This is a genomic window from Rhizobium sp. P40RR-XXII, from assembly GCF_012641405.1.
Lineage (GTDB): Bacteria > Pseudomonadota > Alphaproteobacteria > Rhizobiales > Rhizobiaceae > Rhizobium.
On the sequence record NZ_JABAII010000007.1, the window covers coordinates 150,126 to 171,257 of the forward strand.

At 61.5% G+C, this 21,132-nt stretch carries 23 protein-coding genes and 1 pseudogene; 13 read left to right on the plus strand and 11 right to left on the minus strand.

Features of this window, described 5'->3' with window-relative positions:
* Nucleotides 1-46: 46 nt before the first annotated feature.
* From hisG to hisS, 3 genes are read right to left on the minus strand one after another with little or no spacing between them, the layout of a single operon-like run.
* Nucleotides 47-742 (minus strand): ATP phosphoribosyltransferase, encoded by a 696-nt coding sequence (gene hisG / locus HGP16_RS15460; protein ID WP_168840906.1) that lies wholly within the window; start codon nt 740-742, stop codon nt 47-49.
* A complete protein-coding gene (locus HGP16_RS15465) occupies nt 742-1,860 on the minus strand; it encodes an ATP phosphoribosyltransferase regulatory subunit (RefSeq protein ID WP_168840907.1) in 1,119 nt (372 codons plus the stop codon). Before HGP16_RS15465 ends, hisG begins: the two co-directional genes overlap by 1 nt.
* Nucleotides 1,860-3,374, minus strand: coding sequence for a histidine--tRNA ligase (gene hisS, locus HGP16_RS15470; RefSeq protein ID WP_168840908.1), 1,515 nt, complete (start codon nt 3,372-3,374; stop codon nt 1,860-1,862). Before hisS ends, HGP16_RS15465 begins: the two co-directional genes overlap by 1 nt.
* Before the next feature lie 171 nt (nt 3,375-3,545).
* On the opposite strand from hisS, the gene HGP16_RS15475 reads away from it, so the two are divergent.
* The 4 genes and pseudogenes from HGP16_RS15475 (at nt 3,546) to HGP16_RS15490 (ending at nt 4,920) form a co-directional block, all read left to right on the plus strand.
* A complete protein-coding gene (locus HGP16_RS15475) occupies nt 3,546-3,773 on the plus strand; it encodes a DUF6290 family protein (protein ID WP_168841103.1) in 228 nt (75 codons plus the stop codon).
* Nucleotides 3,763-4,026, plus strand: a pseudogene (locus HGP16_RS15480) (type II toxin-antitoxin system RelE family toxin); the annotation flags it as partial. The gene HGP16_RS15475 and the pseudogene HGP16_RS15480, both read left to right, overlap by 11 nt.
* Before the next feature lie 76 nt (nt 4,027-4,102).
* Nucleotides 4,103-4,477, plus strand: coding sequence for a hypothetical protein (locus HGP16_RS15485; protein ID WP_168840909.1), 375 nt, complete (start codon nt 4,103-4,105; stop codon nt 4,475-4,477).
* Nucleotides 4,478-4,551: 74 nt separating this feature from the next.
* Nucleotides 4,552-4,920: a DUF305 domain-containing protein gene (locus HGP16_RS15490; protein ID WP_168840910.1), complete on the plus strand. Its 369-nt coding sequence runs from the start codon at nt 4,552-4,554 to the stop codon at nt 4,918-4,920.
* 40 nt (nt 4,921-4,960) lie between these two features.
* Here HGP16_RS15490 and HGP16_RS15495 read toward each other — a convergent pair whose 3' ends face one another.
* Nucleotides 4,961-5,845, minus strand: a complete 885-nt coding sequence (locus tag HGP16_RS15495) for a LysR family transcriptional regulator (protein ID WP_246703491.1) — start codon at nt 5,843-5,845, stop codon at nt 4,961-4,963.
* An 84-nt stretch (nt 5,846-5,929) separates the two neighbouring features.
* On the opposite strand from HGP16_RS15495, the gene HGP16_RS15500 reads away from it, so the two are divergent.
* Complete coding sequence (locus HGP16_RS15500) at nt 5,930-6,259, plus strand: YciI family protein (RefSeq protein WP_168840912.1); 330 nt, start codon at nt 5,930-5,932, stop codon at nt 6,257-6,259.
* Here HGP16_RS15500 and HGP16_RS15505 read toward each other — a convergent pair.
* Nucleotides 6,249-7,151, minus strand: a complete 903-nt coding sequence (locus HGP16_RS15505; RefSeq protein ID WP_168840913.1) for a LysR family transcriptional regulator — start codon at nt 7,149-7,151, stop codon at nt 6,249-6,251. The genes HGP16_RS15500 and HGP16_RS15505 overlap by 11 nt on opposite strands.
* A 110-nt stretch (nt 7,152-7,261) precedes the next feature.
* On the opposite strand from HGP16_RS15505, the gene HGP16_RS15510 reads away from it, so the two are divergent.
* Nucleotides 7,262-8,287 (plus strand): NAD(P)-dependent alcohol dehydrogenase, encoded by a 1,026-nt coding sequence (locus HGP16_RS15510; protein WP_168841104.1) that lies wholly within the window; start codon nt 7,262-7,264, stop codon nt 8,285-8,287.
* A 46-nt stretch (nt 8,288-8,333) separates the two neighbouring features.
* On the opposite strand, the gene HGP16_RS15515 is transcribed toward HGP16_RS15510, so the two are convergent.
* Nucleotides 8,334-9,383: an aldo/keto reductase gene (locus tag HGP16_RS15515; protein ID WP_168840914.1), complete on the minus strand. Its 1,050-nt coding sequence runs from the start codon at nt 9,381-9,383 to the stop codon at nt 8,334-8,336.
* A gap of 303 nt (nt 9,384-9,686) precedes the next feature.
* On the opposite strand from HGP16_RS15515, the gene HGP16_RS15520 reads away from it, so the two are divergent.
* Nucleotides 9,687-10,391 carry an HAD family hydrolase gene (locus HGP16_RS15520; protein ID WP_168840915.1) on the plus strand — a complete coding sequence of 235 codons (705 nt, stop codon included), beginning with the start codon at nt 9,687-9,689 and terminating at the stop codon, nt 10,389-10,391.
* Nucleotides 10,392-10,451: 60 nt separating this feature from the next.
* Here the strand turns inward: HGP16_RS15520 and HGP16_RS15525 are convergent, their stop codons facing one another.
* Complete coding sequence (locus HGP16_RS15525) at nt 10,452-10,943, minus strand: hypothetical protein (protein ID WP_246703497.1); 492 nt, start codon at nt 10,941-10,943, stop codon at nt 10,452-10,454.
* A 29-nt stretch (nt 10,944-10,972) separates the two neighbouring features.
* Entirely contained in the window at nt 10,973-11,602 is a 630-nt protein-coding gene (locus HGP16_RS15530) for a DNA-3-methyladenine glycosylase I (RefSeq protein WP_168840917.1), read from the minus strand.
* A gap of 301 nt (nt 11,603-11,903) precedes the next feature.
* On the opposite strand from HGP16_RS15530, the gene HGP16_RS15535 reads away from it, so the two are divergent.
* From HGP16_RS15535 to HGP16_RS15550, 4 genes are all read left to right on the plus strand, one after another.
* Complete coding sequence (locus HGP16_RS15535; RefSeq protein WP_168840918.1) at nt 11,904-12,686, plus strand: L,D-transpeptidase; 783 nt, start codon at nt 11,904-11,906, stop codon at nt 12,684-12,686.
* Between the two features lie 219 nt (nt 12,687-12,905).
* Nucleotides 12,906-13,610, plus strand: coding sequence for a L,D-transpeptidase (locus tag HGP16_RS15540; RefSeq protein WP_168840919.1), 705 nt, complete (start codon nt 12,906-12,908; stop codon nt 13,608-13,610).
* A gap of 429 nt (nt 13,611-14,039) precedes the next feature.
* On the plus strand, nt 14,040-14,711 hold the full coding sequence (locus tag HGP16_RS15545; protein ID WP_168840920.1) for an outer membrane protein: 672 nt from the start codon (nt 14,040-14,042) through the stop codon (nt 14,709-14,711).
* Nucleotides 14,712-14,776: 65 nt separating this feature from the next.
* The gene (locus HGP16_RS15550; RefSeq protein WP_246703490.1) at nt 14,777-15,136 is read left to right on the plus strand and encodes a DUF6881 domain-containing protein; all 360 of its coding nucleotides are present in this window, start codon (nt 14,777-14,779) and stop codon (nt 15,134-15,136) included.
* Between the two features lie 96 nt (nt 15,137-15,232).
* Here HGP16_RS15550 and glcF read toward each other — a convergent pair whose 3' ends face one another.
* The 3 genes from glcF to HGP16_RS15565 form a co-directional block, all read right to left on the minus strand.
* Entirely contained in the window at nt 15,233-16,552 is a 1,320-nt protein-coding gene (glcF, locus tag HGP16_RS15555; protein ID WP_168840921.1) for a glycolate oxidase subunit GlcF, read from the minus strand.
* A 215-nt stretch (nt 16,553-16,767) separates the two neighbouring features.
* Nucleotides 16,768-17,967 carry an FAD-binding protein gene (locus tag HGP16_RS15560; protein WP_168840922.1) on the minus strand — a complete coding sequence of 400 codons (1,200 nt, stop codon included), beginning with the start codon at nt 17,965-17,967 and terminating at the stop codon, nt 16,768-16,770.
* On the minus strand, nt 17,964-19,403 hold the full coding sequence (locus HGP16_RS15565; protein ID WP_168840923.1) for an FAD-binding oxidoreductase: 1,440 nt from the start codon (nt 19,401-19,403) through the stop codon (nt 17,964-17,966). The genes HGP16_RS15560 and HGP16_RS15565 overlap by 4 nt, the downstream gene beginning before the upstream one ends.
* Before the next feature lie 236 nt (nt 19,404-19,639).
* Between HGP16_RS15565 and HGP16_RS15570 the strand changes: the two genes are divergently transcribed.
* Together HGP16_RS15570 and HGP16_RS15575 are read left to right on the plus strand one after the other, a co-directional pair.
* Entirely contained in the window at nt 19,640-20,536 is an 897-nt protein-coding gene (locus HGP16_RS15570) for a LysR family transcriptional regulator (RefSeq protein ID WP_168840924.1), read from the plus strand.
* Between the two features lie 29 nt (nt 20,537-20,565).
* Nucleotides 20,566-21,129 carry an O-acetyl-ADP-ribose deacetylase gene (locus HGP16_RS15575; RefSeq protein ID WP_168840925.1) on the plus strand — a complete coding sequence of 188 codons (564 nt, stop codon included), beginning with the start codon at nt 20,566-20,568 and terminating at the stop codon, nt 21,127-21,129.
* Nucleotides 21,130-21,132: the final 3 nt, after the last annotated feature.

Below are 21,132 nucleotides of genomic sequence, written 5' to 3' on the forward strand. Positions count from 1 at the left end.
GCCGGGTTTCCGGCGGGCCTCTTTGCGTGAATGGGAAACTGAAAGGTCAGAGCGCGCTGCGCACCGCCGAAATGATGCGCTCAACCATTGGATCGCCCTCGTGGCTTTCCTTGCGGGCGCGCACCAGGCAAGCCTCCGAACGCAGGATGATCCCATCCGACAGGACTTTCAGATGGTTCGCCCGCAGGGTCGAGCCGGTGGAGGTGATGTCGACGATGATATCGGCAGAACCGGCTGCAGGTGCACCTTCCGTGGCGCCGAGGCTTTCGACGATACGATAGAGCTGGATGCCGTGCTGGCTCGAAAAGAACTGCTGCGTCAGCCGCCAGTATTTCGTCGCGACCGTCAGCCTGCGGCCATGACGGGCGCGGAAATCGGCGGCGACATCGCCGAGATCGGCCATGGTGTCGACGTCAAGCCAGATGTCCGGCACCGCGACGACGACATCGGCATTGCCGAAGCCAAGCCTTGCGCAGAATTCGACACGGCGGTCGGCCTCCGCCATACCCTCGCGCACGAGATCTTCGCCGGTAATGCCGAAATCGACGCTGCCATTGCCGATCTCTCGCGAAATTTCCGAGGCCGACAGGAAGGCAATCTCGATGCCTTCCAAGCCTTCGACACGGCCGCGATAGGAGCGGTCATTGCCGACGGCGACGATCGGCATGCCGGCACGCTCGAAAACAGCCGAACAATCGTCCTTCATCCGGCCCTTCGAGGGAAGCGCAATGGTGATGGTCATCAGCCAGCCCTCGCGGTTTCGATGCGGTCGAGCCAGAGCGCGAAGCCGACGGCCGGAATATGGTTCTTGGCGCCGAGCAGGGTCATCAGCCTATCGAAGCGGCCGCCACCGGCTAGCACCGCGCTCGATCCTTCCATCGTCACTTCAAAGACGAGGCCGGTATAGTAATCAAGCGGACGGCCGAAAGCGGCGCGATAGTCTATCTTCGAGGCATCGACGCCAGCCTTGGCCAGCGCTTTGACGCGCGCATCGAAGCTTTCCAAAGCCTTGCCGAGCTTTAAGCCTGCCGCGTCGGCAAAGCCGGCCAATGCGGCGGAGGCGTCCGCCAGCGGCACGCTCAGAGAGAGAAACTCCTCCAGCACACCATAGGCAGCGTCATCGAGCCGGGTTTCCGACAGGACCAGCTTCTCACGAAGGCGGCGGGCGATTTCCTGCGGCGAGCGGCTGGCATTGGTGGAATAGCCGGTAACTTGCATGGTGGCATCGATATGCTTGACCAGCCCCTGCTCGTCGCCGCGGCTCAGGAAATCGAGCACATGCGCATCGAGCCCGGTGACCGGCTGCGGGCTTGCGAGATGCGCCAGCATGGTTTCGAGCTGCATCATGTTGCCGAAGGCGTGGATCAGGCGCTTCTGCCAGCCAGACGGCAGCCCGAGCGCCTGTACCACGGCTTCGAACACGGCCTGATCGCCCAGCGTGACGGAAAGCGGTTTGCCGGGGACCAGCCGGTTCAGGATACCGATGGCGTCGCCGATGGCGCGGGCGTCGGCGCTTGCCGTATCGCCATCGCCGAGATCCTCGATACCGGCCTGGTAGAACTCATGGCCGCCTTCGCGGCGCTGGCGAAAGATCTCGCCGAGATAGGAATAGCGCTTCGGCGTACCGGTCGCGGTTTCGATATGGCGCAGACAGACCGGGATCGTGAACTCCGGACGCAGGCAGAGGCTGGCGCCGGTTTCGCTCTCTGTCATGAAGATGCGGCGGCGAAGATCCTCGCCGGCCATATCGAGAAAGGGCTCGGCCGGCTGGATGATGGGCATATCCACCCTCTCCGTCCGGCGCCCCGTGAACTCGTCCAGCAGATCGCCGGCAAAATCCGGAAGATTGATCAGGGGCATCAGCCCGCCCTCTTCCGGTCTTCCGCCTGCGCCGCCAAGATAGCTTTGACCTTCTCGATCAATTCCGCTTCCAGCACGGTTTCCTGCGCTACCCGGGCTTCCCGCCAGCTGGCATTGTCCTCGATCTCGCCGGAGAGGCGCTTGCCCTCGATCAGGTCCTTGATCTGGACGACGCCCTCAGCGCGCTCGTCGCCGCCCTGGATGATGGCGATCGGGCAACCACGGCGATCGGCATATTTCAGCTGGTTGCCGAATTTCTTCCAGTTGCCCTGGTACATCTCGGCGCGAATGCCGGCAGCGCGCAGCTGCTGCGTGAAACGCTGGTAGCGCCCCATGGCGTCGACATCGCCATCCATAACTGTGACCAGCACGGGCTCGATCACTTCGTCCATGCCGAGCTTGCCCAGATTCTTCAGCGCCGTCATCAGGCGCGACACGCCGATGGAAAAGCCGGTGGCCGGCACCGGCTGGCCCATGAAGCGCGAGACGAGCCCGTCATAACGGCCGCCGCCACCGACCGAACCGAAGACGACCTTCTCGCCCTTCTCGTTGGTGACGTCGAACAGCAGCTCGGCTTCGTAGACCGGGCCGGTGTAATATTCGAGACCACGCACGACGGACGGGTCGATTTTGATGCGATCTGCTTCGTAGCCGGCGCTGGTGACGAGGCTGCCGATGAAATTCAGTTCCTCGACGCCTTCGCCACCTTTGGACGTACCGGCGACAAGCTCGGCAAGCTGGGCGGCACTTTCGGCGTAGTCCTTGATGCCGACGAAGAAGAGCACCTTCTCGATCTGATCGGCGTTGAGGCCGGCACCCTTGGTGAAGTCGCCGGACTCGTCCTTGCGGCCGGGACCGAGCAGCAGCGCTACGCCTTCCGGACCGAACTTGTCGAGCTTATCGATGGCGCGGAGCACGTTCAGCCGCTGAGCGGCCTTGTCATCGCCGCCAAGGCCGATCGCCTCCAACACACCGTCGAGAACCTTGCGGTTGTTGACGCGGACCACATAGTCGCCGCGCTTGATGCCCAAAGCCTCCAGCGTATCGGCCATCATCATGCACATTTCGGCATCCGCCTGCACGCCGGGCGCGCCGACGGTATCGGCGTCGAACTGCATGAACTGGCGGAAGCGGCCCGGGCCTGGCTTCTCGTTGCGGAAGACATAGCCGGCGCGATAGGTGCGGTAGGGAAGCTGAATCTCGTTGAAATTCTCGGCGACATGACGGGCGAGCGGCGCCGTCAGGTCGTAGCGCAGCGACATCCACTGCTCGTCGTCATCCTGAAGCGAGAACACGCCTTCGTTCGGCCGGTCGCTGTCGGGCAGAAACTTGCCGAGCGCATCGGTATATTCGAACAGCGGAGTTTCGATAGGATCGAAACCATAATGCTCAAACACGGCCCGGATCTTTGCGGTCATTTCGTTAACGGCGCGGATGTCGCTGGCCGAACGATCGACAAAGCCGCGCGGCAGGCGGGCCTTGAGCTTCTGCGGTTTCTTTTGTTTGTCGCTCATCTGTAGGGTAATCCAGTACGGGAACAGTCGCGGTTAACTAGCGGATTGGGCGGAATGCGGCAAGGATTGTATGATTGTCATTTGACAAAACTGACAAACCGCGGATGACAGATGGGCAAAGAAGATCTATATTTGGGATACACGTATCCCGTCTCTCTCAGAGCCACCTCGATGAGCAAACAAACAGCCATCCGTTTGCCGGATGAAACCTACGAACGCCTGCAAGTTCTGGCCGAGCGAACGGGCCGCACCGCAACTTTCTATATTCGTCAGGCCATCGAGGCACATCTGGATGACCTGGAAGACCTTTACCTTGCAGAACGAGCCATGGAGCGGATCAAGAATGGTGAAGACGAGGTCGTAAGCTCCGAGGAATTCTGGCGAGGCCTGGACGGTTGAATATGCGCGATCCGCTCGCAAGTTCGTCGAAAAACTCGATCCAAAGACACGCAACAGAATAAGAGGCTTTCTTGAAGAGCGTCTTCCAAGCTTGCATGATCCTCGTCAAGTAGGCGATGCCCTGCAGGGCGCGCGATTGGGAAATTATTGGCGTTATCGGATCGGCGATTACCGCATTATCTGCGACCTGCAGGACAGTCGTCTGGTTGTGCTGGTTATCGAAATCGGGAACCGCCGCGATATCTATCGTTAAATGCAGGCTTCGATTTTGCGATAATGATCGCCAACAGCGGGTTGGCGATGGCCACACTTCATCCTATGTTAGCGGCATGCGCTCGCTTGCGATCCTGACGATGGTAATTGCCTGGATGTTCTACGGTGCCATGCCGGCGCTGGCGAATTGTCCCATCTGCGATTCCATCACAGCAATGCCGGCGGCATCGCCCATGAGCATGCATGGCATGGCCGATATGCCTGGCATGGCGAGCCATGGCGACATGGCGCAGCATCAGGAGAAGAAGCCGGAGAACCCTTGCGCCGGCGGCATGGCCCATGTGGCGTCTTGCGCCGCCTGTCTTGCACTGACGCCGACACTTGCGATCGAAGACGCCACGAACGCATTCTCGTATCCGGCACCTGCGCCGGGCCAGCGTCTTGCCGACTCCCGGCCGCAGCCGACGCCACCGCCGCCCCGTTTCGCCTGACGATCATCTTCTTTCATTTCACGAGCGGCTTTCCGCTCAAATCCAGATACCGTTAGGAAACGGAGAGAATATCTATGTCTACTTCAAAATCGCTGATGCTCGCCGGCGCATTCGCCTTTGCCCTCGCCCTTCCCGCCTTTGCCGACGACATGAAGGGCATGGACATGAGCAAGCCAATGGGCGACCAAGGCGCCTCCAGCAAGGCCTTCAACGATGCCATGGGCAAGATGCACAAGGACATGATGATCAACTACAGCGGCGACGCGGATGCGGATTTCGTCCGCGGCATGATCCCGCATCATCAGGGCGCGATCGACATGGCGAAGATCGAGCTGAAATACGGCAAAGATCCCGAGCTGCGCAAGCTGGCGCAAGGCGTCATCACCGCACAGGAAGCCGAGATCAAGGAAATGAAAGCCTGGCTGAAGAAGCACAGCAAGTAATTCATCCGATAAATGGGAGGCGGCATTGTGCCCGCCTCTTTCATCGCTCCGTATGCCGATTGTGGAAGACTCCATCCAGCCAATCGGAAACGGCGCGGATACGGACGAGCTGACGAAGCTCGGCATGCATGAGCAGCCACATCTCGCGCACCGGCGGATTTCTCTCGCCGCTATCGACGCGGCGGAGCCCGCTGGCATTCTCTGCGAGGATTTTCGGCAGGAGCGCGCGCCCCAATCCCGCAACCGCTGCCTGAAGCAGAGCTTCGGCATCGTTGACCGCAAGCGGGCTGGAACGGCCTGATTTCTCCGCCTGTGCCGCAATCCAACGGGCATGCGGCAAATGCACCATCGCCTCCTCATAGACGATCCAGGGCAAGTCTTCCGCGTGGCTCTCCTGCCCGGCGGCGACGTAGACGGCATAGTCCAGTGTCGCGATCCGTCTCGCGACCACCCTGCCATTCGTCATGTCGGCTGGCCTTGCGAGGCGCAAAGCCATATCCGCCTCGCGCCGGGTCAGGTTAAAATTTCTGGGATCGCCGATGAGCTCCAGTTGCAGGCTGGAATGCTGGGCCAGCAGGCTGGGCAGCGAGGGGATCAGCAGCCTGCTGATGAAGGATGGCGCTGCCGTAAGACGTACCTTGCCGAGCGCCATCGGATCGGCCGCGTCCAACGCACCTGAGAGTGCCATTACCTCGGCCTCGATCGCCTCGGCTTTCGCCACCGCGATCTCACCTGTCGGCGTCGGTGACAGGACACCGCTTGCGGCGCGCGAGAATAGCGGAGTGCCAAGGCGTTTCTCCAAAATGCGCAGACGGCGGCCGACTGTCGTCGCATCCGTGCCTAGCGCCCTGCCGGCGGCTGCGAAGGATCCGCCACGCGCAAGCGCCAGAAGATGGCGCAGATCGTTCCAATCAATATCGTGCAATTTTGCAGCTCCTAACGGCAAACTTACTGCGTGTATCCGCATTATTGCGGCCATAGAGTGGAAATATACAGCAAGGAGGTGACGATGACCCTATTCGCGGTTCTGTTTGAGGACGACCGGCAAAACGCCGCCGCGATCCGCAAGGACTATCTGCAACGCCACTTCGCCTTCCTTCAGGTGAACGCCGTTTCGATCAGAACGGCAGGCCCGCTCGGCCGGGAGGACGAAACCTTTGCCGGTGGCCTATGGCTTGTCGAAGCGGAGACCACACGTGACGTCGACCGGCTGGTGAAGGAAGACCCATTCTGGGCGGCCGGACTGCGCAAATCCGTGCAGGTGTTCCAATGGGATCAGGTCTTCGCCGACGGCGTCCTCCTTTCACCCGCGGGGAAGACTGATAGGCTCAATTCATGATGTCAGGCAGGCGCGCGGCCAGTAGATCGATGACCGCACGCATCTTCAGCGAGAGCTGCGGCACCTGCGGCCAGACCGCATAGACGTTGACCGCCCGGCTGGAAACATTCTTCAACGCCTGGGCGAGTGTGCCGGCATAAACGTAATCGCGCACCAGCCAGCAAGGCAGCCAGGTGATCCCCATTCCCGACGCGGCGGCGTCCGCCATGACTTCGAGATCATCAAGTCGCAGCCGCGTTTCGGGAAAATAATCGATCGCCGTGCCGTCATCCTGCAGGAAGGTCCACTTTTTCGTCTCGCCGGACCGCGCATAGACGATCAGGTCGTGGCCATCGAGGTCGGCAATGGTCTGCGGCGCGCCTCTCGCGGCCAGATACTCCGGCGAGGCACACAGCGTCATGCGATGCGCTGCAATCCTGCGGGCGGCCAGGCCCGCCTCGTCGCGCAGAACGCCGTTGCGAACGGCCAGATCGAACCCCTCGTCGAAGAGATCGACCACCCGATCGCTGAAGGAGAGATCCAGCTCCAGCTTGGGATGCATGCGGGCCAGTTCCAGTAGCAGCGGTGCTGCACAACGACGGCCGAAGAGCACGGGCATGGAAATGCGCAGGCGTCCCGTGACCTCGCGCTTGCCCGATTCCAGCATGGCCTCGCCCGATTGTATCTCGTCCAGTGCCCGCCGGCAGCGTTCGTAAAAGGCTTGCCCCTCGTCCGTCAGGCTCTGCATCCGGGTGGTGCGGTGAAACAGGCGCACGTTCAGGCGCCGCTCCAATTTGGCGATGGTCTTGCCGATCGCAGAGCGCGAGAGATTCATGCGCACCGCCGCCGCTGAAAAGCCACCGGCTTCGACCGCCTCCACAAATTCCGGAATGCCGTTGAGCATGTCGTTCATAACGATTGTTTCCTAAAGGGAACCAGTTAGCGGAAATAATATCGTCACTGGCGACCTGAAAGCAACGATATAGTGCGTCTATCGCTTTCAATTCCTTTCAGGAGATCATGATGACGAAAACCATGAAGCGCTGGACCCTCGAGGCGGTCGGCGTCGGCGCTCCCTTGGCCCTCACGGAAACGGTCGTTCCCGCGCCTGCGCGCGGCGAAGTGCTCGTGCGGGTCAAGGCCGTTTCGCTGAACTATCGCGACAAGCTCGTTCGGGAGACCGGCATGGGGCTGCCGCTCCAATTTCCGTTCGTACCGGCTTCCGATATGGCTGGCGTGATCGAAGCAGTGGGAGACGACGTGACCAGATTTGCTGTCGGCGATCGAGTGATTTCAACCTTCCATCCCGGCTGGATCGACGACAAGCCGCTCGGCGATGCCCGCAACCCACCCTACAAGACGCTGGGAGGCTTTTATCCCGGCGTGCTTTGCGAATATATCGCCATGCCGCAGGATTGGCTCGTATCGGCGCCGACGACCCTCGACTATGCCGAGGCAAGCACGCTGCCCTGTGCCGGCCTGACCGCATGGTTCGCGCTGGTGGAGCGCGGCAAGATCAAGCCCGGCGACAGCGTGCTGGTGCAGGGAACGGGCGGCGTGGCGCTGTTCGGTCTGCAGATTGCCGTTGCACAGGGCGCCGAGGTTTTCGTAACCTCGTCGGGGCAGGAGAAGCTCGCACGGGCCAAGGCGCTTGGAGCTCATCACGGCATCGATCGCAATAAGAACGACTGGGTGGAAGAGGTCTATCGCCTTACCAACGATCGCGGCATCGACCACATCGTGGAAATCGCCGGCGGGCCGAACTTTGGCCAATCGCTGAAGGCGGTGACGCCTCACGGCCGGATCTCCGTCATCGGTGTCCTCGAGGGCTTCGATATTTCCGGTCCGGCGGCGCCGATGTTGCTGAAATCACCCGTCGTGCAAGGCATCAGCGTCGGCCATCGCCGCTCGCTCGAAGATTTCGTACGCGCGGTCGACAGCATCGGCCTAAAGCCGGTCATCGACCACCGCTATGCGCTCGGCGAGGTTCCGGCCGCCTTCGATCATCTCGATCGCGGCCCCTTCGGCAAGATCGTCATCGAGCTTTGACCGAAGCCGGGCCGCTGCGAAAAGCGGCGGCCCGGCCTTTCATGAATCAGGCCTTCGGCTCGAACGGCTGCGGTACGCGCTGTGCGCCCTGGCGGGCCAGCATCCAGCCGGGATATTCGGCCGGAAGCGCGCTGACGTCATCTAGCTTTGCAATGTCACCGGCATCGAGCTTCAGCTTGACGGCGGCCAAGTTCTGGTCGAGCTGGTCGAGGCGCTTGGCGCCGATGATGATGCTGGTGACGAAGGGTTTCGCGAGGATCCAGGCAAGCGCCACGGTGGCAACGCTGGAGCCATGTTTCTCCGCCACTTCGCGCATGGCGGCGACGCAGGCCCAGGCGCGATCCTTGTCGACGGGCGGGAAATCGAAGCTCGCACGCCGACCCTCGCCATTGCCGGGAGCGCCCGGACCGTACTTGCCCGAGAGCAGACCGCCCGCCAGTGGCGACCAGACCATGAGCCCGAGCTTTTCTTCAGCCATCAGTGGCACGATTTCACGCTCCAGATCGCGGCCGGCGATGGAATAATAGGCCTGCACCGTCTCGAAGCGGACGAAGCCGCGACGTTCGGAAATGCCGAGTGCCTTGGCGATGCGCCAGGCCTGCCAGTTGGAAACGCCGACATAGCGTACCAGACCGCGCGAAACGAGATCGTCCAGCGCCCGCAGGGTCTCATCAATCGGGGTTACCGTGTCCGTGCCGTGGATCTGATAGAGATCGATGTGATCGGTCTGCAGGCGGTCGAGGCTTGCCTGCACCGAATCCATGATATGGCCGCGCGAGGCGCCGCGGTCGTTCGGCTTGTCGCCCATGACGCCATAGACCTTGGTGGCGATGACGACATCCTTGCGGGGAACGCCGAGGTTCTTCAGGGCCTGGCCGAGCAGCTTTTCGGAATTGCCGAAGGAATAGACGTCGGCGGTGTCGATGAAATTGATGCCGGCCGCGAGCGAATTTTCGACGATCTTGTCCGCCAGCACCTGGTCGACGTCCGCGATCGATCCCCAGGGACTATTGGGATTGGCTTCGCCAAAGGTCATCGTGCCCAGGCAAAGTTCGGAAACGAACAGCCCGGTATTGCCGAGTTGATTGTAACGCATAGGAGAAATTCCCTTGTGATCAGCCGGAAGACGCTTCCGGCCGTGAACGCTTATCTTTTGGCTATGGATTGGCCTCGGCATGGCAGTCGCTAGCGGCGGCGCCCTGGAGAGGTCACGAGAGAGTCGTCAAGGCCCGGCTCTGGCTCCGCGGCAATCGAGACAACAAGCACATAATGCACCGGAAACCGTTTTCAACGCGAGACCTCCCGTCGATCACGATGCGGTTACCGGCGCGCGCTCTTGCTTCCGGTCCGCCGCGGGATAGACTCATACTGTCATACCATGCGCAGAACGGACATACTGATGACGCAACGTCCCCTAACCACGATCGGCTTCGATGCCGACGACACGCTCTGGCAGAACGAACAGTTCTACCGGCTGACGGAGCTGCAATTTACCGAACTTCTCGCCGATCACGCCGCAGGCGACGTCATTGCCGCGCGGCTGCTGGAGGCGGAAAAACGCAACCTCAGGCACTACGGCTTCGGCATCAAAGGCTTCACCCTCTCGATGATCGAGACGGCGATCGAGATTACGGAAGGTGAAGTGCCCTCGACCGTCATCGCCCAGATCCTCGATATCGGCCGCGACCTTCTCGCCCATCCCGTCGAAACGCTGCCGCATGTGCGCCAGACACTGGAAACCCTGTCCGGAAAATACCTGCTGGTGCTGATCACCAAGGGCGATCTCTTCGATCAGGAACGCAAGCTCGCCCAGTCTGGACTCGGCGACCTCTTCGATGCGGTCGAAATCGTCTCGGACAAGAACGCCTCCACCTATCGCCGCATTTTTTCCAAGGTGGGCGACGGGCCGGAACGGGCGATGATGATCGGCAACTCGCTGAAATCGGATATCGTGCCGGCGCTCGCCGCCGGAAGCTACGGCGTCTTCGTGCCGCACGAGCTCACATGGTCCTTCGAACATGTGGAGGAGCCGACCGAAGCGCCGCGTTTCCGCAAGATCGGCCATCTCGGCGAGCTGCGCGGCGTGCTCGACGCGCTGTCGTAAGCTCTCAGTTGTTTCGCAGTTCCGAGCGGAAAGACGCGACGCGCTTTTCCTGGAACGGCTCTACTGTCCCTGCTTGGAGCGCGGCGGGAAGAGCATCGGCCCCTGATCCTTCTGCTGATCGGCCGGTGTCTGCGCGGCCGGCGGATTGGGATCGATGAGGATCTCGTAAGGCGCGCCGAGACCACGACGACGCGTGACGCGCGAATAATAGGGCTTGATCAGCCAGGTCGTATCCTCGTTGACGGTCACGTCGGCGGTATTGCCGTCCTCGTCCGTGCCGAAGAAGGATTCGTCCTCGCTCGACGACAGGTCGAAGATCGCCATATAGGCGTATTTGCTCTTCGAGCTGAAGGTGATCCGCACATGCTGACCCTTCTTGAGCGGCAGCGTATAAACCTTGCCCTTGCCGAATTTCGTCCAGCCCGTCAGCTTTTCGAGGACGGCGGGAAAGCCGAGCTTCTCGACTTTTTCGCCGCGGTCGAGCTGCGGCAGCTGCTGTTGCTGGGTGTCGCTTTGCGCCTGGGCGGCGACACCGCCGAACAGCGCGAGCATTGCCATGGGAAGGCCGAAAAACACGCCTCTCATGGCCGAACCAATGCGCAGCGCATCGCCTCCACCTCTTTCCGGCAATAGCAGCCTTCGATGTGATCGTTGACGAGGCCCATGGCCTGCATGAAGGCATAAACTGTGGTCGGGCCGACGAAGGTCCAGCCGCGCTTCTTCAGATCCTTCGAAATCCGCACGGAAGCCGGCGTCGTCGGATTGGCGCGAAGATGCGCAAGATCGAAGACCTCCGGGCGTTCGGCGGCGGTCGGCTCGTGGCTCCAGAAATAGCGGGCCAGCGATCCGAATTCGCCGCGCAGCTCAATGGCGCGGTTGGCATTGTTGATGGTGGAGACGATCTTGCCGCGATGGCGGATGATGCCGGCATCGCCGAGGCAGCGCTCGATATCGGCATCGCCAAATCTGGCGACCTTCTCGAAATCGAAACCGGCAAAAGCGGCGCGGAAATTCTCGCGCTTGCGCAGGATCGTCAGCCAGGAGAGGCCCGATTGGAAGCCTTCCAGGCAGATCTTCTCGAAGAGCCTGATGTCGTCGACAACCGGGCGACCCCATTCCGCGTCGTGATAGCGCTGGTATTCCGGCAAATTGCCGTGCCAGAAGCATCGGTCTCTGCCGTCTTCACCGGTGATGATGCCCGTATCGGCCATTTTCGCGATTCGTCCCTATTTCAGCGCGCGCTACCGGAAACCGGTATGCAAATATCGGATAAAACCAGATCAATCAAACGCTTAAAATCGTAAGCACATTTCGACGATCGCGCATTCCGATTCCAGATTTACCACTTGCAAACCATCTTTCCAAACCAGGCGGTAACCCTGATAAAGCTTTATCGGCTTCGCGGCATTTTGATGAATAGATGTTTACCATTCGCTCGCGTGCAAGTGGCACCATGGTTTCGACCGGGTGCCTTCGCGCCCATCCTCGGCCCATGTGTAGAGAGTTTGTCCGATGATGAAACATGCCGTTCTGTGTGCCGCCGGCGCCCTGAGCCTGCTTGCCTCCACCGCCTTTGCCAACGACCGTTACCAGTCGCGCCCGCCCGTCATCGTCAGTCCCGATCTGACCGCGCCCTGGGTGATGCAGCTTGGCGGCGGCAATGTTCAACCGGTCGTCTATCCCCGCCCGATGGCGCGCCGCGCGGCCGATCCCAGAATGGAGCAGCAGGTCAATCCGCAGGTACGCCGGGTCGTGCAGCCGCGCGGTTTGTTTGCGCGCCCTGCCGTGCAGCAGGTTGCCATGGCCCGTCCGCAGTATCCGGCAATCCGTGGCCAGATCGACCCGCAATTCCTGCCGCAGATCGTCGACTACCAGACGAAGGAAAGACCCGGCAGCATCGTCATCGACACCAATAACCGTTTTCTCTATCTGGTGATGGACGGCGGCAAGGCGCGCCGCTATGGCGTCGGCGTCGGCAAGCCCGGCTTCGAATGGGCCGGCGCCCACACCGTTACCCGCAAGCAGGAATGGCCGGACTGGACGCCGCCATCGGAAATGATCGCACGCGAAGCGGCCAAGGGGCACTATCTTCCCGCTCACATGGAAGGTGGCGAAGCCAATCCGCTCGGTGCGCGCGCCATGTATCTCGGCTCCACGCTCTATCGCATCCACGGCACCAATGCGCCCTGGACCATCGGCAACGCCGTTTCCTCCGGCTGCATCCGCCTGCGCAACGAAGATGTCACCGATCTCTACAACCGCGTAAAGGTCGGCACCCGCGTCATTGTGATGTGATCGAGCAACACGTGTAAGCCCGCGCAGCGATCTTGCCCTTATCGAAAGGTCGCCAGCCGCCGGCCCCTAAATGCCCTCGACTATAATTCAGACTATAGTCTGATCTGACATAGAAAAGAGAGCCGTTCTTCAAGGCCGTGCTTCGCATCGGGCATTTTGATCTTGATCCCTTCGTCGGTTCCGGTAGTTTCCTACCGAATTCAACGAGGGGAATGCCATATGAGAGCAGCATTATCGGTCGTGGCGACAGGCGTCGTTGCGGCGTGTCTTCTTGCAGCGTCGAATGCAGCGGCCTTTACCGCTTCCGCGCCCGCGCCCTATACGGCGCCGGCCACGGGCGGCGACGTGATCCGGGTCGCGATGGAACCGCAAGGCCAGGTGAAGCCACAGTTCCAGCGGCGCATGGTGCGGCTTGCGACGAACGAGGCGCCGGGCACCGTCATCGTCGATACCAACAACAAGTATCTCTATCTCGTCGAGGGCAGCAATCGCGCAAGACGCTACGGCATCGGTGTCGGACGCGACGGTTTCGGCTGGTCCGGCGTCGTCAAGGTCGGCCGCAAGGCGGAGTGGCCGGGCTGGACGCCGCCGCCGGAAATGATCGTTCGCGAAGCCAAGAAAGGCCGCAAGCTGCCGGCCTTCCAGGAGGGCGGCGAGGACAATCCGCTCGGCGCGCGCGCCATGTATCTCTATCGCAACGGTAACGACACGGCCTTCCGCATCCATGGTACCAACCAGCCGTGGAGCATTGGTCTCAATATGTCTTCCGGCTGCATCCGCATGATGAACAAGGACGTGGTCGATCTCTATGAACGGGTCCCCGTCGGCACCAAGGTCATCGTCGTCGGCCCCGGCAACAAGCAGGGCGAAGTGAGCTATCAGGATCGCGGAGTCGATGTTCTGAGAACTCTGTTCGGAGGCTAGAGCCGGATGATTTTAGGTCTGTTCGACCTAAAATCTGAATCCGCTCTAGAAGCAAAGAAGTAGACCGTGATGTCGTCCGAAAACCGCCTACACTTTTCGGCATCACGCTCTAAGCGGAGCAGTATCTCCTCACCTCTCTTTCGAATATCAGCTCACGGGCGTTCCGGACCATGGCATGGCATCGGTCATGCAGGTCGAGGACGCCCGTTTCTCGTATGATGCGCCATTCTGCACCAGGCTCTGCTGATGCCAGTGTTGCATCAGTGTTACAGCCTGAAACTTATCGCGCCGACCCGCCGCAAACCGGCTCATTCCTTTCAGTTTACCGTCAGTTTTCCCGCCTAAGCCGGGCATGCGCACCTATGACTGCAATAGAAGTGTCACGGAAGCGCGCTTAGATGGCAGCACTTTGGCATCCGGGGATTTCATATGCATCGCGCATTTCTCATCAAGCAGCCGGCCCTTGCCGCGCTTGCTATTTCAGCATTCGTCTTTGCCGCCAATTCTGCTTCGGCAGAGATGCAATTTTCCGCGTATGGCGGCGTGCAGGGCGCAACCGGCAGCAACGTGACCACGTCGGACGGCGCCGATTTCGACCCCAATTGGTCGGGAAAATCCTTCAAGATGCCGCCCTATTTTGGGTTTCGCGGCATCTGGTGGCTTGATCAGTTCGACAAGCCAAACTGGGGCGTGTCGCTGGATTACTCGCATGCGAAGGTCTATGGCGATCTCGGCAATACGCCGGGCTGGTCGCATTTCGAGTTCACCGACGGCTTGAACATGCTGACGCTGAACGCGCTCTACCGATTCCAGGATCCTGCCCGCAACTGGACACCCTATGTCGGCCTCGGTGCAGGTATCAACGTCCCGCACGTCGAAGTCACCCGGTCTTCCGGGCGCACCTTCGATTACGAATTCGGCGGCGCCTCGCTGCAGGCACAGGCGGGTGTCAGCTACCAGTTCGCCAAGCACTGGTCGACCTTCGTCGAATACAAGGGCAACTACAACTTCGTGAATAACGTCTCGATCGACAGCGGCGATACGCTGAAGACCAAGGTTTTCACCCACGCCCTCAACGTCGGCATCTCGTTCAACTTCTGAAGCCCGTTTGGTTGAAATTCGAGATCGATCCCCCAACCCGGTTCAGGGCTGGGGGATTATGTGGTATGTTCCAACACATGAGCTTTTCCTATTACAGATGCGACTGGATCCATCCGGAAAACGAGGAGCCGGTCATCGTTTATTACGAGGTCGACATCACCGGCGATGTTCCCCGGCTTATCGACGTGTTTGCCGATGGCCATCGACAATGCATGTCGGTCGCCGATTTCACCGCATTGGGGCGTGAAATGCGGAGGATCACCAGCCTGGTCGAAGGCTCGTTTTACGATGGCATCGCCGGCCTGATGGATGGCATTTTCTTCGAGGAAGGGCAGGATCGCATCAGCATGACGCGGATCGCCGCCGATCGGTTCGAAATCGAATGGCAGGCTTACCGCCCGCCGCCGCCCGATAGGCTGCATTAGAGAATTTTCGCTTTTCCACGAATTGCGAAAGCGCTCTATCTTCTCATTCCACGCATTCCTGACGGAAAACCGCTGCGCACTTTTCCTGGAATAGCTCTAGGCCGCAGCCGGCCGTAGCCCCTTCAACTTGGCAGGCATATCGCCGCCATAGGCCCAATCCAGCAATTCCACCGTGTGCAGGATCGGGATCGCCGTTGCCGTGGCGATCTGCGTGATGCAGCCGATATTGCCCGTCGCGATGATATCGGCCCTCGTCGCCTCGATGTTTCTGACCTTGCGCGCCTTCAGCTCGGCCGAAATTTCCGGCTGCATGATGTTGTAGGTGCCGGCCGAGCCGCAACAGAGGTGCCCTTCCGCCGGGTCGCGCACCGTGAAGCCCGCCGCCTTCAGCAGGAGCTTCGGCGCCATGGTGATCTTCTGCCCGTGCTGCATGGAGCAGGCGGAGTGATAGGCGACCGTGATGCCGCGCGGCATGTGCGATGGCAGGTCGAGACCGGCGAGATATTCGGTAATGTCCCGAGCGAGCGCTGACACCCTTGCCGCCTTTTCCGCATAGGCCGGATCGAGGCGCAGCATATGTCCGTAATCCTTGATCGTCGTGCCGCAGCCTGACGCGGTGATGATGATGGCATCGAGTCCACCGGCCTCGATCTCCCGCATCCACACATCGACATTGGCGCGGGCAGCGGCGAGCGCCTGTTCCTCGCGCCCCATGTGGTGGACCAGCGAACCGCAGCAGACCTCGCCTTCCGGCGCGACGACCTCGACGCCGAGGCGCGTCAGCAGGCGGATGGTCGCCTCGTTGATCGCCGGATCGAGCACCGGCTGGGCGCAGCCCGTCAGGATCGCGACGCGGCCGCGACGCTCTGCCTGCGGCTCATATCTGGCGGGCCTGGAAAAAGACGAGGGCGCCGGGACGCGGCGCGGCGCAAGATCGAGCATGGCGGCGAAAGCCTTCAACGCCGGCACACGCTTCAACAGGCCCTTGAACGGCCGGCCGAGGTTCGCAAGCCGCAGGGCCAGCCGGAAACGGCCGGGATAGGGCAGCACGGCCGCCAGCACATTGCGGGTCAGCCGGTCCATCAGCGGGCGCCTGTAGGTATTTTCGATATGGGCGCGGGCGTGATCGACCAGCTGCATGTAGTCGACACCGGAAGGACAGGTCGTCGTGCAGGCGAGGCAGGACAGACAGCGATCGATGTGCGTCACCACTTCCGCATCGGCGGCCCGGCCGTTTTCCAGCATGTCCTTGATGAGGTAGATGCGGCCGCGCGGGCTGTCGAGCTCGTTGCCGAGCGTCACATAGGTGGGACAGGTGGCGGTGCAGAAACCGCAATGCACGCATTTGCGCAGGATCGCCTCGGATTCGGCCACATGGGGATCGGCAAGCTGTTCGGGCGTGAAATTGGTTTGCATCTACGCATACCCCCGTTCGAGCAAGACCTTGCCCCTCATCCGGCCTATAGGCCACCTTCTCCCCGTATTAACGGGGAGAAGGGGATGGATGCACCCTCCGTCTTCCCTCAGCTTAGTTACATCCGAGGCTGCAAGGCAAAAAAGGTCGTCCCCTCTCCCCGCCTGCGGGGAGAGGGTTAGGGTGAGGGGCCATCGCCGACCGGAACCAGATTTCATCACGCCATCTTCCCCGGATTGAAAATCCCCGCCGGATCGAACTTTGCCTTCACGCGCGCCGAAAGCAGCGCCACGGCCTCGGGCTGCGGCTGGAAGGCCGGCGTCATCGCGCAGTGGGCTGAGGTGGCGCGCATCAGGGTCGCGTGTCCGCCGCCCAAGGCATGAATGTAGCGTCGCAGCATCTCGCCCTCCGGCTCGGCTTCCATACGCATCCAGACAAGCCCGCCCTGCCAATCGTAATAGGCATCGACCCCCTCCTCCAGGCGAAGGGCCGCAACGAGCTGATGGCCGATGCTGGGGGCGACGGATACACGCCAGATCGGGCGCATCGTGCCATCGGCATAGGGTTTCACATCGCGGACCTCTCGCCAGAGCCTGCGGCTGTCATCTTCTTCGAGGCGTTTGACCGAGCCGAGCCGGCCCATCGCGGCGGCCAGCTTTTCGCTCCTGGCCGAGACGGAGCCAGGGAGGCCCTCGAGGCGCAGCACCGTCGCCTCCCCTTGCGGCATGGTGCCGCCGATGAAGGACCACGCGACCGTCAGGGGCAAATGGGCTGCACCCGATACGTCCACCGGCAGGGCCATGGCAGCACCCATCGCATTGGCCGCGTCCGCATCGTTGAGGCCGGAGACGATGATCGTCTGCTCCGTCTTGGCCTTCGGCGGCACGCGGAAGGTCACCTCGGTCAACAGGCCGAGCGTTCCGTGCGAGCCGGCCATCAGTTTGACCAGATCGAGGCCGGTGACGTTCTTCATCACCCGCCCGCCGGCCTTGACGATCTCACCCCTGCCATTGACGAAACGGACGCCGAGCAGGCTGTCGCGCGCGGCACCGCTGACGAAGCGGCGCGGGCCGGAAACATTGGCCGCGAAAATGCCGCCGATGGTCGGCTCGCCTTGCGTCCCCATCAGCGGCCGGTGATCCATGGGCTCGAACGCCATCATCTGGCCGCCCTCGGCAAGGGCGGCTTCGATCTCGGCGACCGGCGTGCCGGCTCGCGCGGTCATCACCATTTCCCCCGGATTATAGGCGACGATGCCGGCAAGATCGCGCGACGACAGAACCGCTTCGGAGACGACCGCATTGCCGAAGCCGGATCGCGAGTTACCGCCGACGATCGCGAGAGCCGCGCCGCGCGCCGCATGACCGCTGATGATGGAGGCTGCTTCCTCCTCAGTCTTCGGGTGAAACTCGGTCATGCGGCGTTGCGTCCGTCGAGCGGGAAGACCTTGGAAGGATTGAGGATCCAGCCGGGATCGAAGGCGGCGCGAACCGACATCATCTGGGCAAGATCGACATCGGCGTATTGGTGGCGCATCAGGTCGCGCTTCTCGATGCCGACGCCATGCTCGCCGGTGAGACAGCCGCCGGCATCGACGCAGAGCCGCAGGATATCGTTGCCGGCGGCTTCCGCCTTGGCGGCATCCTCGGGATCGTTGGCATTGAAGAGGATCAGCGGATGCATGTTGCCATCGCCGGCATGGAAGACATTGGCGACCCGCAGGCCATAGCCATCAATGATCTCGGCCGTCCTCTTCAGCACGAAGGAGAGCTGGCTGAGCGGCACGGTGCCGTCCATGCAGATATAGTCGGCAATGCGGCCGGTGGCGCCGAAGGCTGATTTGCGGCCCTTCCATATCAGGGCCGCCTCTGTCGCCGACTGGCATTCGCGTACCGTCTTGACCTTGTGGGTGCGGGCGATGGCGACGATGCTGGCGAGCATGTCGTCCATTTCCGCTTCCGAACCCTCGACCTCGACGATCAGAAGCGCGCCGACATCAAGCGGATAGCCGGCATGCGCAAAGGCCTCGCAGATTTCGATTGCCGGCTTGTCCATGAATTCGATGGCAACGGGAATGATGCCGGCGGCGATCACATCGGCCACACAGGCACCCGCCTCTTCCGACGTATCGAAGCCGAAGAGCACCGGCCGGGCGCCCTCCGGCTTGGCGATGAGCCGCACCGTTGCCTCGGTGACGATGCCGAGCTGGCCTTCCGAGCCGCAGACGAGGCCGAGCAGATCGTAACCCGCCGCATCCAGCGCCTTGCCGCCGAGATCGATGACGGTGCCGTCGGTCAGCACCAGCTTGACGCCGAGGAGATTGTTGGTCGTGACGCCATATTTCAGGCAGTGCGCGCCGCCGGAATTCATGCCGACATTGCCACCGATGGTGCAGGCAAGCTGAGAGCTCGGGTCGGGCGCATAGAAGAAGCCATCGGCCGAGACGCTTTCGGAGACATGCAGGTTCGTCACCCCAGCCTGCACGGTCGCGGCGCGATTGGCGTAATCTATATCAAGGATGCGGTTCATCTTGGAGAGGCCGAGAACGACGGCATCCTCCTGCGGGATGGCGCCGCCGGAAAGCGAGGTGCCGGCGCCGCGCGGAACGACGGGAATGCCGTAGCGATGGCAATATTTCATGACGGCCGCCACTTCCGCCGTCGAGCGCGGCAAGGCTACGGCCAGCGGCAAGCGGCGATAGGAAATGAAGGCATCGGTTTCGAAGGGTACGAGTTCGCGCGGCTCGTGGATCAGACATTCCGGCGCCAAAAGATCGGCGAGATCGGCGACGATGGCGCTGCGGCGAGCCAGAACATCCGCACGCGGCTCCAGAAATGAAATGGCCTCGGCCATGCCGTCCTCCTCCTGCATCCGATGTCGGACGCAGCCCTCCTTTTAGAGCATGATGCCGAAAAGTGTGATCGGTTTTCGGACGACATCATGCTCTACTTCTTTGATCCTAGAGCGGATTCAGATTTTAGGTCGAACAGACCTTAAATCATCCAGCTCTAGGTGCATTACAGGCTTAGCGCTTTCCCAAGTTTGGAGCAAATGATAAGCATTTATTCCAAAACAGGAAATAATCGTGCATGACCAATTTAGGAGACCTGGAAATCTTCGCCAGCGTCGTCGCAACGGGCAGCATGTCGCTGACCGGCCGCGCGCTCGGTTTTTCGCCGGCCGTGATTTCCAAGCGCATCAAGCGCCTCGAAGACAGGCTCGGCACCCGGCTTCTGCAGCGCACCACGCGGCAGATTTCGCTGACGGAGGCAGGCCAGGGCTTCTACGACCGCGTGCTTGCCATTCTCGCCGGGCTGGAAGAGGCGGAAGCCTATATTGCGGGACGTTCCTCCCAGATGCACGGCACGCTAAAGATTTCCGCTCCGACATCCTTCGGCCGGCTGCATATCGCGCCGCATCTGCAATCCTTCATGCAGGCCCATCCAGACCTAGCGATCAATCTGGTGCTGAGCGACGAATTCGTCGATATCGTCGGCGGCGGCTTCGACCTTGCCATCCGCATCGCGGAGCTCACCGATTCCAGTCTCGTCGCCCGCAGGCTTGCGCCGGTGCGCCGCGTGCTCTGCGCTTCACCAGCCTATATCGATGCCCATGGGATGCCGGAGGATATCGAGGACCTGCGTCGCCATACTTGTCTTCCCGCGCACAATCACGACCCCTGGCGGCTCGACGGCCCGCAAGGCAGCCTCACTTTTCGGCCGGAGGGCAGACTGATCACTAATTCCAGCGAGGTCGTCCGCGAAGCCGTCATCGCCGGTCTCGGCATTGCCCTGCGCTCGACCTGGGATGTCGGGCCGGAGCTGCGCAACGGCCGTCTCGTTCAGGTCCTGCCGGCCTATGAAGGCTCGCACAATGTCACGCTTTCAGCCGTTTACCCCAGCCGGCAGTTCCTGCCGGCGAAAGTGCGCGTCTTCATCGATTTTCTCGCGGAACTTTATGGCCCTGTTCCCTATTGGGAGCGATAGAAGCACGCTTGAGGATGGAGGAGATCAACATGTCCGCGCCCGAGATCATTCGTTCTGATGTTACCTCCACCTCGAAGACGCGCTTCACCGTGGCCCTCGGAGATATCGCCAGCCTTCCGGTCGACGCCATCGTCAATGCGGCCAACAGCAGCCTGCTCGGCGGCGGCGGTGTCGATGGCGCGATCCATCGCGCCGCCGGGCCGGATCTCCTCACCGAATGCAGGACTCTGAACGGCTGCAAAACCGGACAAGCGAAGATTACCGCGGGATATCGCCTGCCGGCAAAGCATGTGATCCACACCGTCGGTCCCGTCTGGAATGGTGGCGATCGTGGCGAGGAAGAACTGCTCGCCAGCTGTTATCGCAGCAGTCTCGCTCTCGCCCGGGAACGCGGGGTCAGAACCATTGCCTTCCCCGCCATCTCCACGGGCGTCTATCGCTTTCCCGCCGAGCAGGCGGCCGGGATCGCAATCCGCACCAGCCTTGACGAAAGCAAGGATGGCGCCTTCGAGGCGATCATCTTCTGCTGTTTCGGCGACGACATGGCGGCGCTCTACGACCGATTGCTGCCGCGGGAGCTGGCCGGAACCTGAGGC

Coding starts and splice junctions, on each gene's coding strand:
- HGP16_RS15510 (WP_168841104.1), top strand. CDS start 7,262: ATGACGAAAACCATGAAGCGCTGGACCCTCGAGGCGGTCGGCGTCGGC.
- hisG (WP_168840906.1), bottom strand. CDS start 742: ATGACCATCACCATTGCGCTTCCCTCGAAGGGCCGGATGAAGGACGAT.
- HGP16_RS15530 (WP_168840917.1), bottom strand. CDS start 11,602: ATGGCCGATACGGGCATCATCACCGGTGAAGACGGCAGAGACCGATGC.
- HGP16_RS15565 (WP_168840923.1), bottom strand. CDS start 19,403: ATGGCCGAGGCCATTTCATTTCTGGAGCCGCGTGCGGATGTTCTGGCT.
- HGP16_RS15575 (WP_168840925.1), top strand. CDS start 20,566: ATGTCCGCGCCCGAGATCATTCGTTCTGATGTTACCTCCACCTCGAAG.
- HGP16_RS15540 (WP_168840919.1), top strand. CDS start 12,906: ATGAGAGCAGCATTATCGGTCGTGGCGACAGGCGTCGTTGCGGCGTGT.
- HGP16_RS15475 (WP_168841103.1), top strand. CDS start 3,546: ATGAGCAAACAAACAGCCATCCGTTTGCCGGATGAAACCTACGAACGC.
- HGP16_RS15500 (WP_168840912.1), top strand. CDS start 5,930: ATGACCCTATTCGCGGTTCTGTTTGAGGACGACCGGCAAAACGCCGCC.
- HGP16_RS15505 (WP_168840913.1), bottom strand. CDS start 7,151: ATGAACGACATGCTCAACGGCATTCCGGAATTTGTGGAGGCGGTCGAA.
- HGP16_RS15550 (WP_246703490.1), top strand. CDS start 14,777: ATGTTCCAACACATGAGCTTTTCCTATTACAGATGCGACTGGATCCAT.
- HGP16_RS15560 (WP_168840922.1), bottom strand. CDS start 17,967: ATGACCGAGTTTCACCCGAAGACTGAGGAGGAAGCAGCCTCCATCATC.
- HGP16_RS15535 (WP_168840918.1), top strand. CDS start 11,904: ATGATGAAACATGCCGTTCTGTGTGCCGCCGGCGCCCTGAGCCTGCTT.
- HGP16_RS15485 (WP_168840909.1), top strand. CDS start 4,103: ATGCGCTCGCTTGCGATCCTGACGATGGTAATTGCCTGGATGTTCTAC.
- HGP16_RS15525 (WP_246703497.1), bottom strand. CDS start 10,943: ATGCTCGCGCTGTTCGGCGGTGTCGCCGCCCAGGCGCAAAGCGACACC.
- HGP16_RS15465 (WP_168840907.1), bottom strand. CDS start 1,860: ATGCCCCTGATCAATCTTCCGGATTTTGCCGGCGATCTGCTGGACGAG.
- HGP16_RS15490 (WP_168840910.1), top strand. CDS start 4,552: ATGTCTACTTCAAAATCGCTGATGCTCGCCGGCGCATTCGCCTTTGCC.
- hisS (WP_168840908.1), bottom strand. CDS start 3,374: ATGAGCGACAAACAAAAGAAACCGCAGAAGCTCAAGGCCCGCCTGCCG.
- glcF (WP_168840921.1), bottom strand. CDS start 16,552: ATGCAAACCAATTTCACGCCCGAACAGCTTGCCGATCCCCATGTGGCC.
- HGP16_RS15545 (WP_168840920.1), top strand. CDS start 14,040: ATGCATCGCGCATTTCTCATCAAGCAGCCGGCCCTTGCCGCGCTTGCT.
- HGP16_RS15520 (WP_168840915.1), top strand. CDS start 9,687: ATGACGCAACGTCCCCTAACCACGATCGGCTTCGATGCCGACGACACG.
- HGP16_RS15570 (WP_168840924.1), top strand. CDS start 19,640: ATGACCAATTTAGGAGACCTGGAAATCTTCGCCAGCGTCGTCGCAACG.
- HGP16_RS15515 (WP_168840914.1), bottom strand. CDS start 9,383: ATGCGTTACAATCAACTCGGCAATACCGGGCTGTTCGTTTCCGAACTT.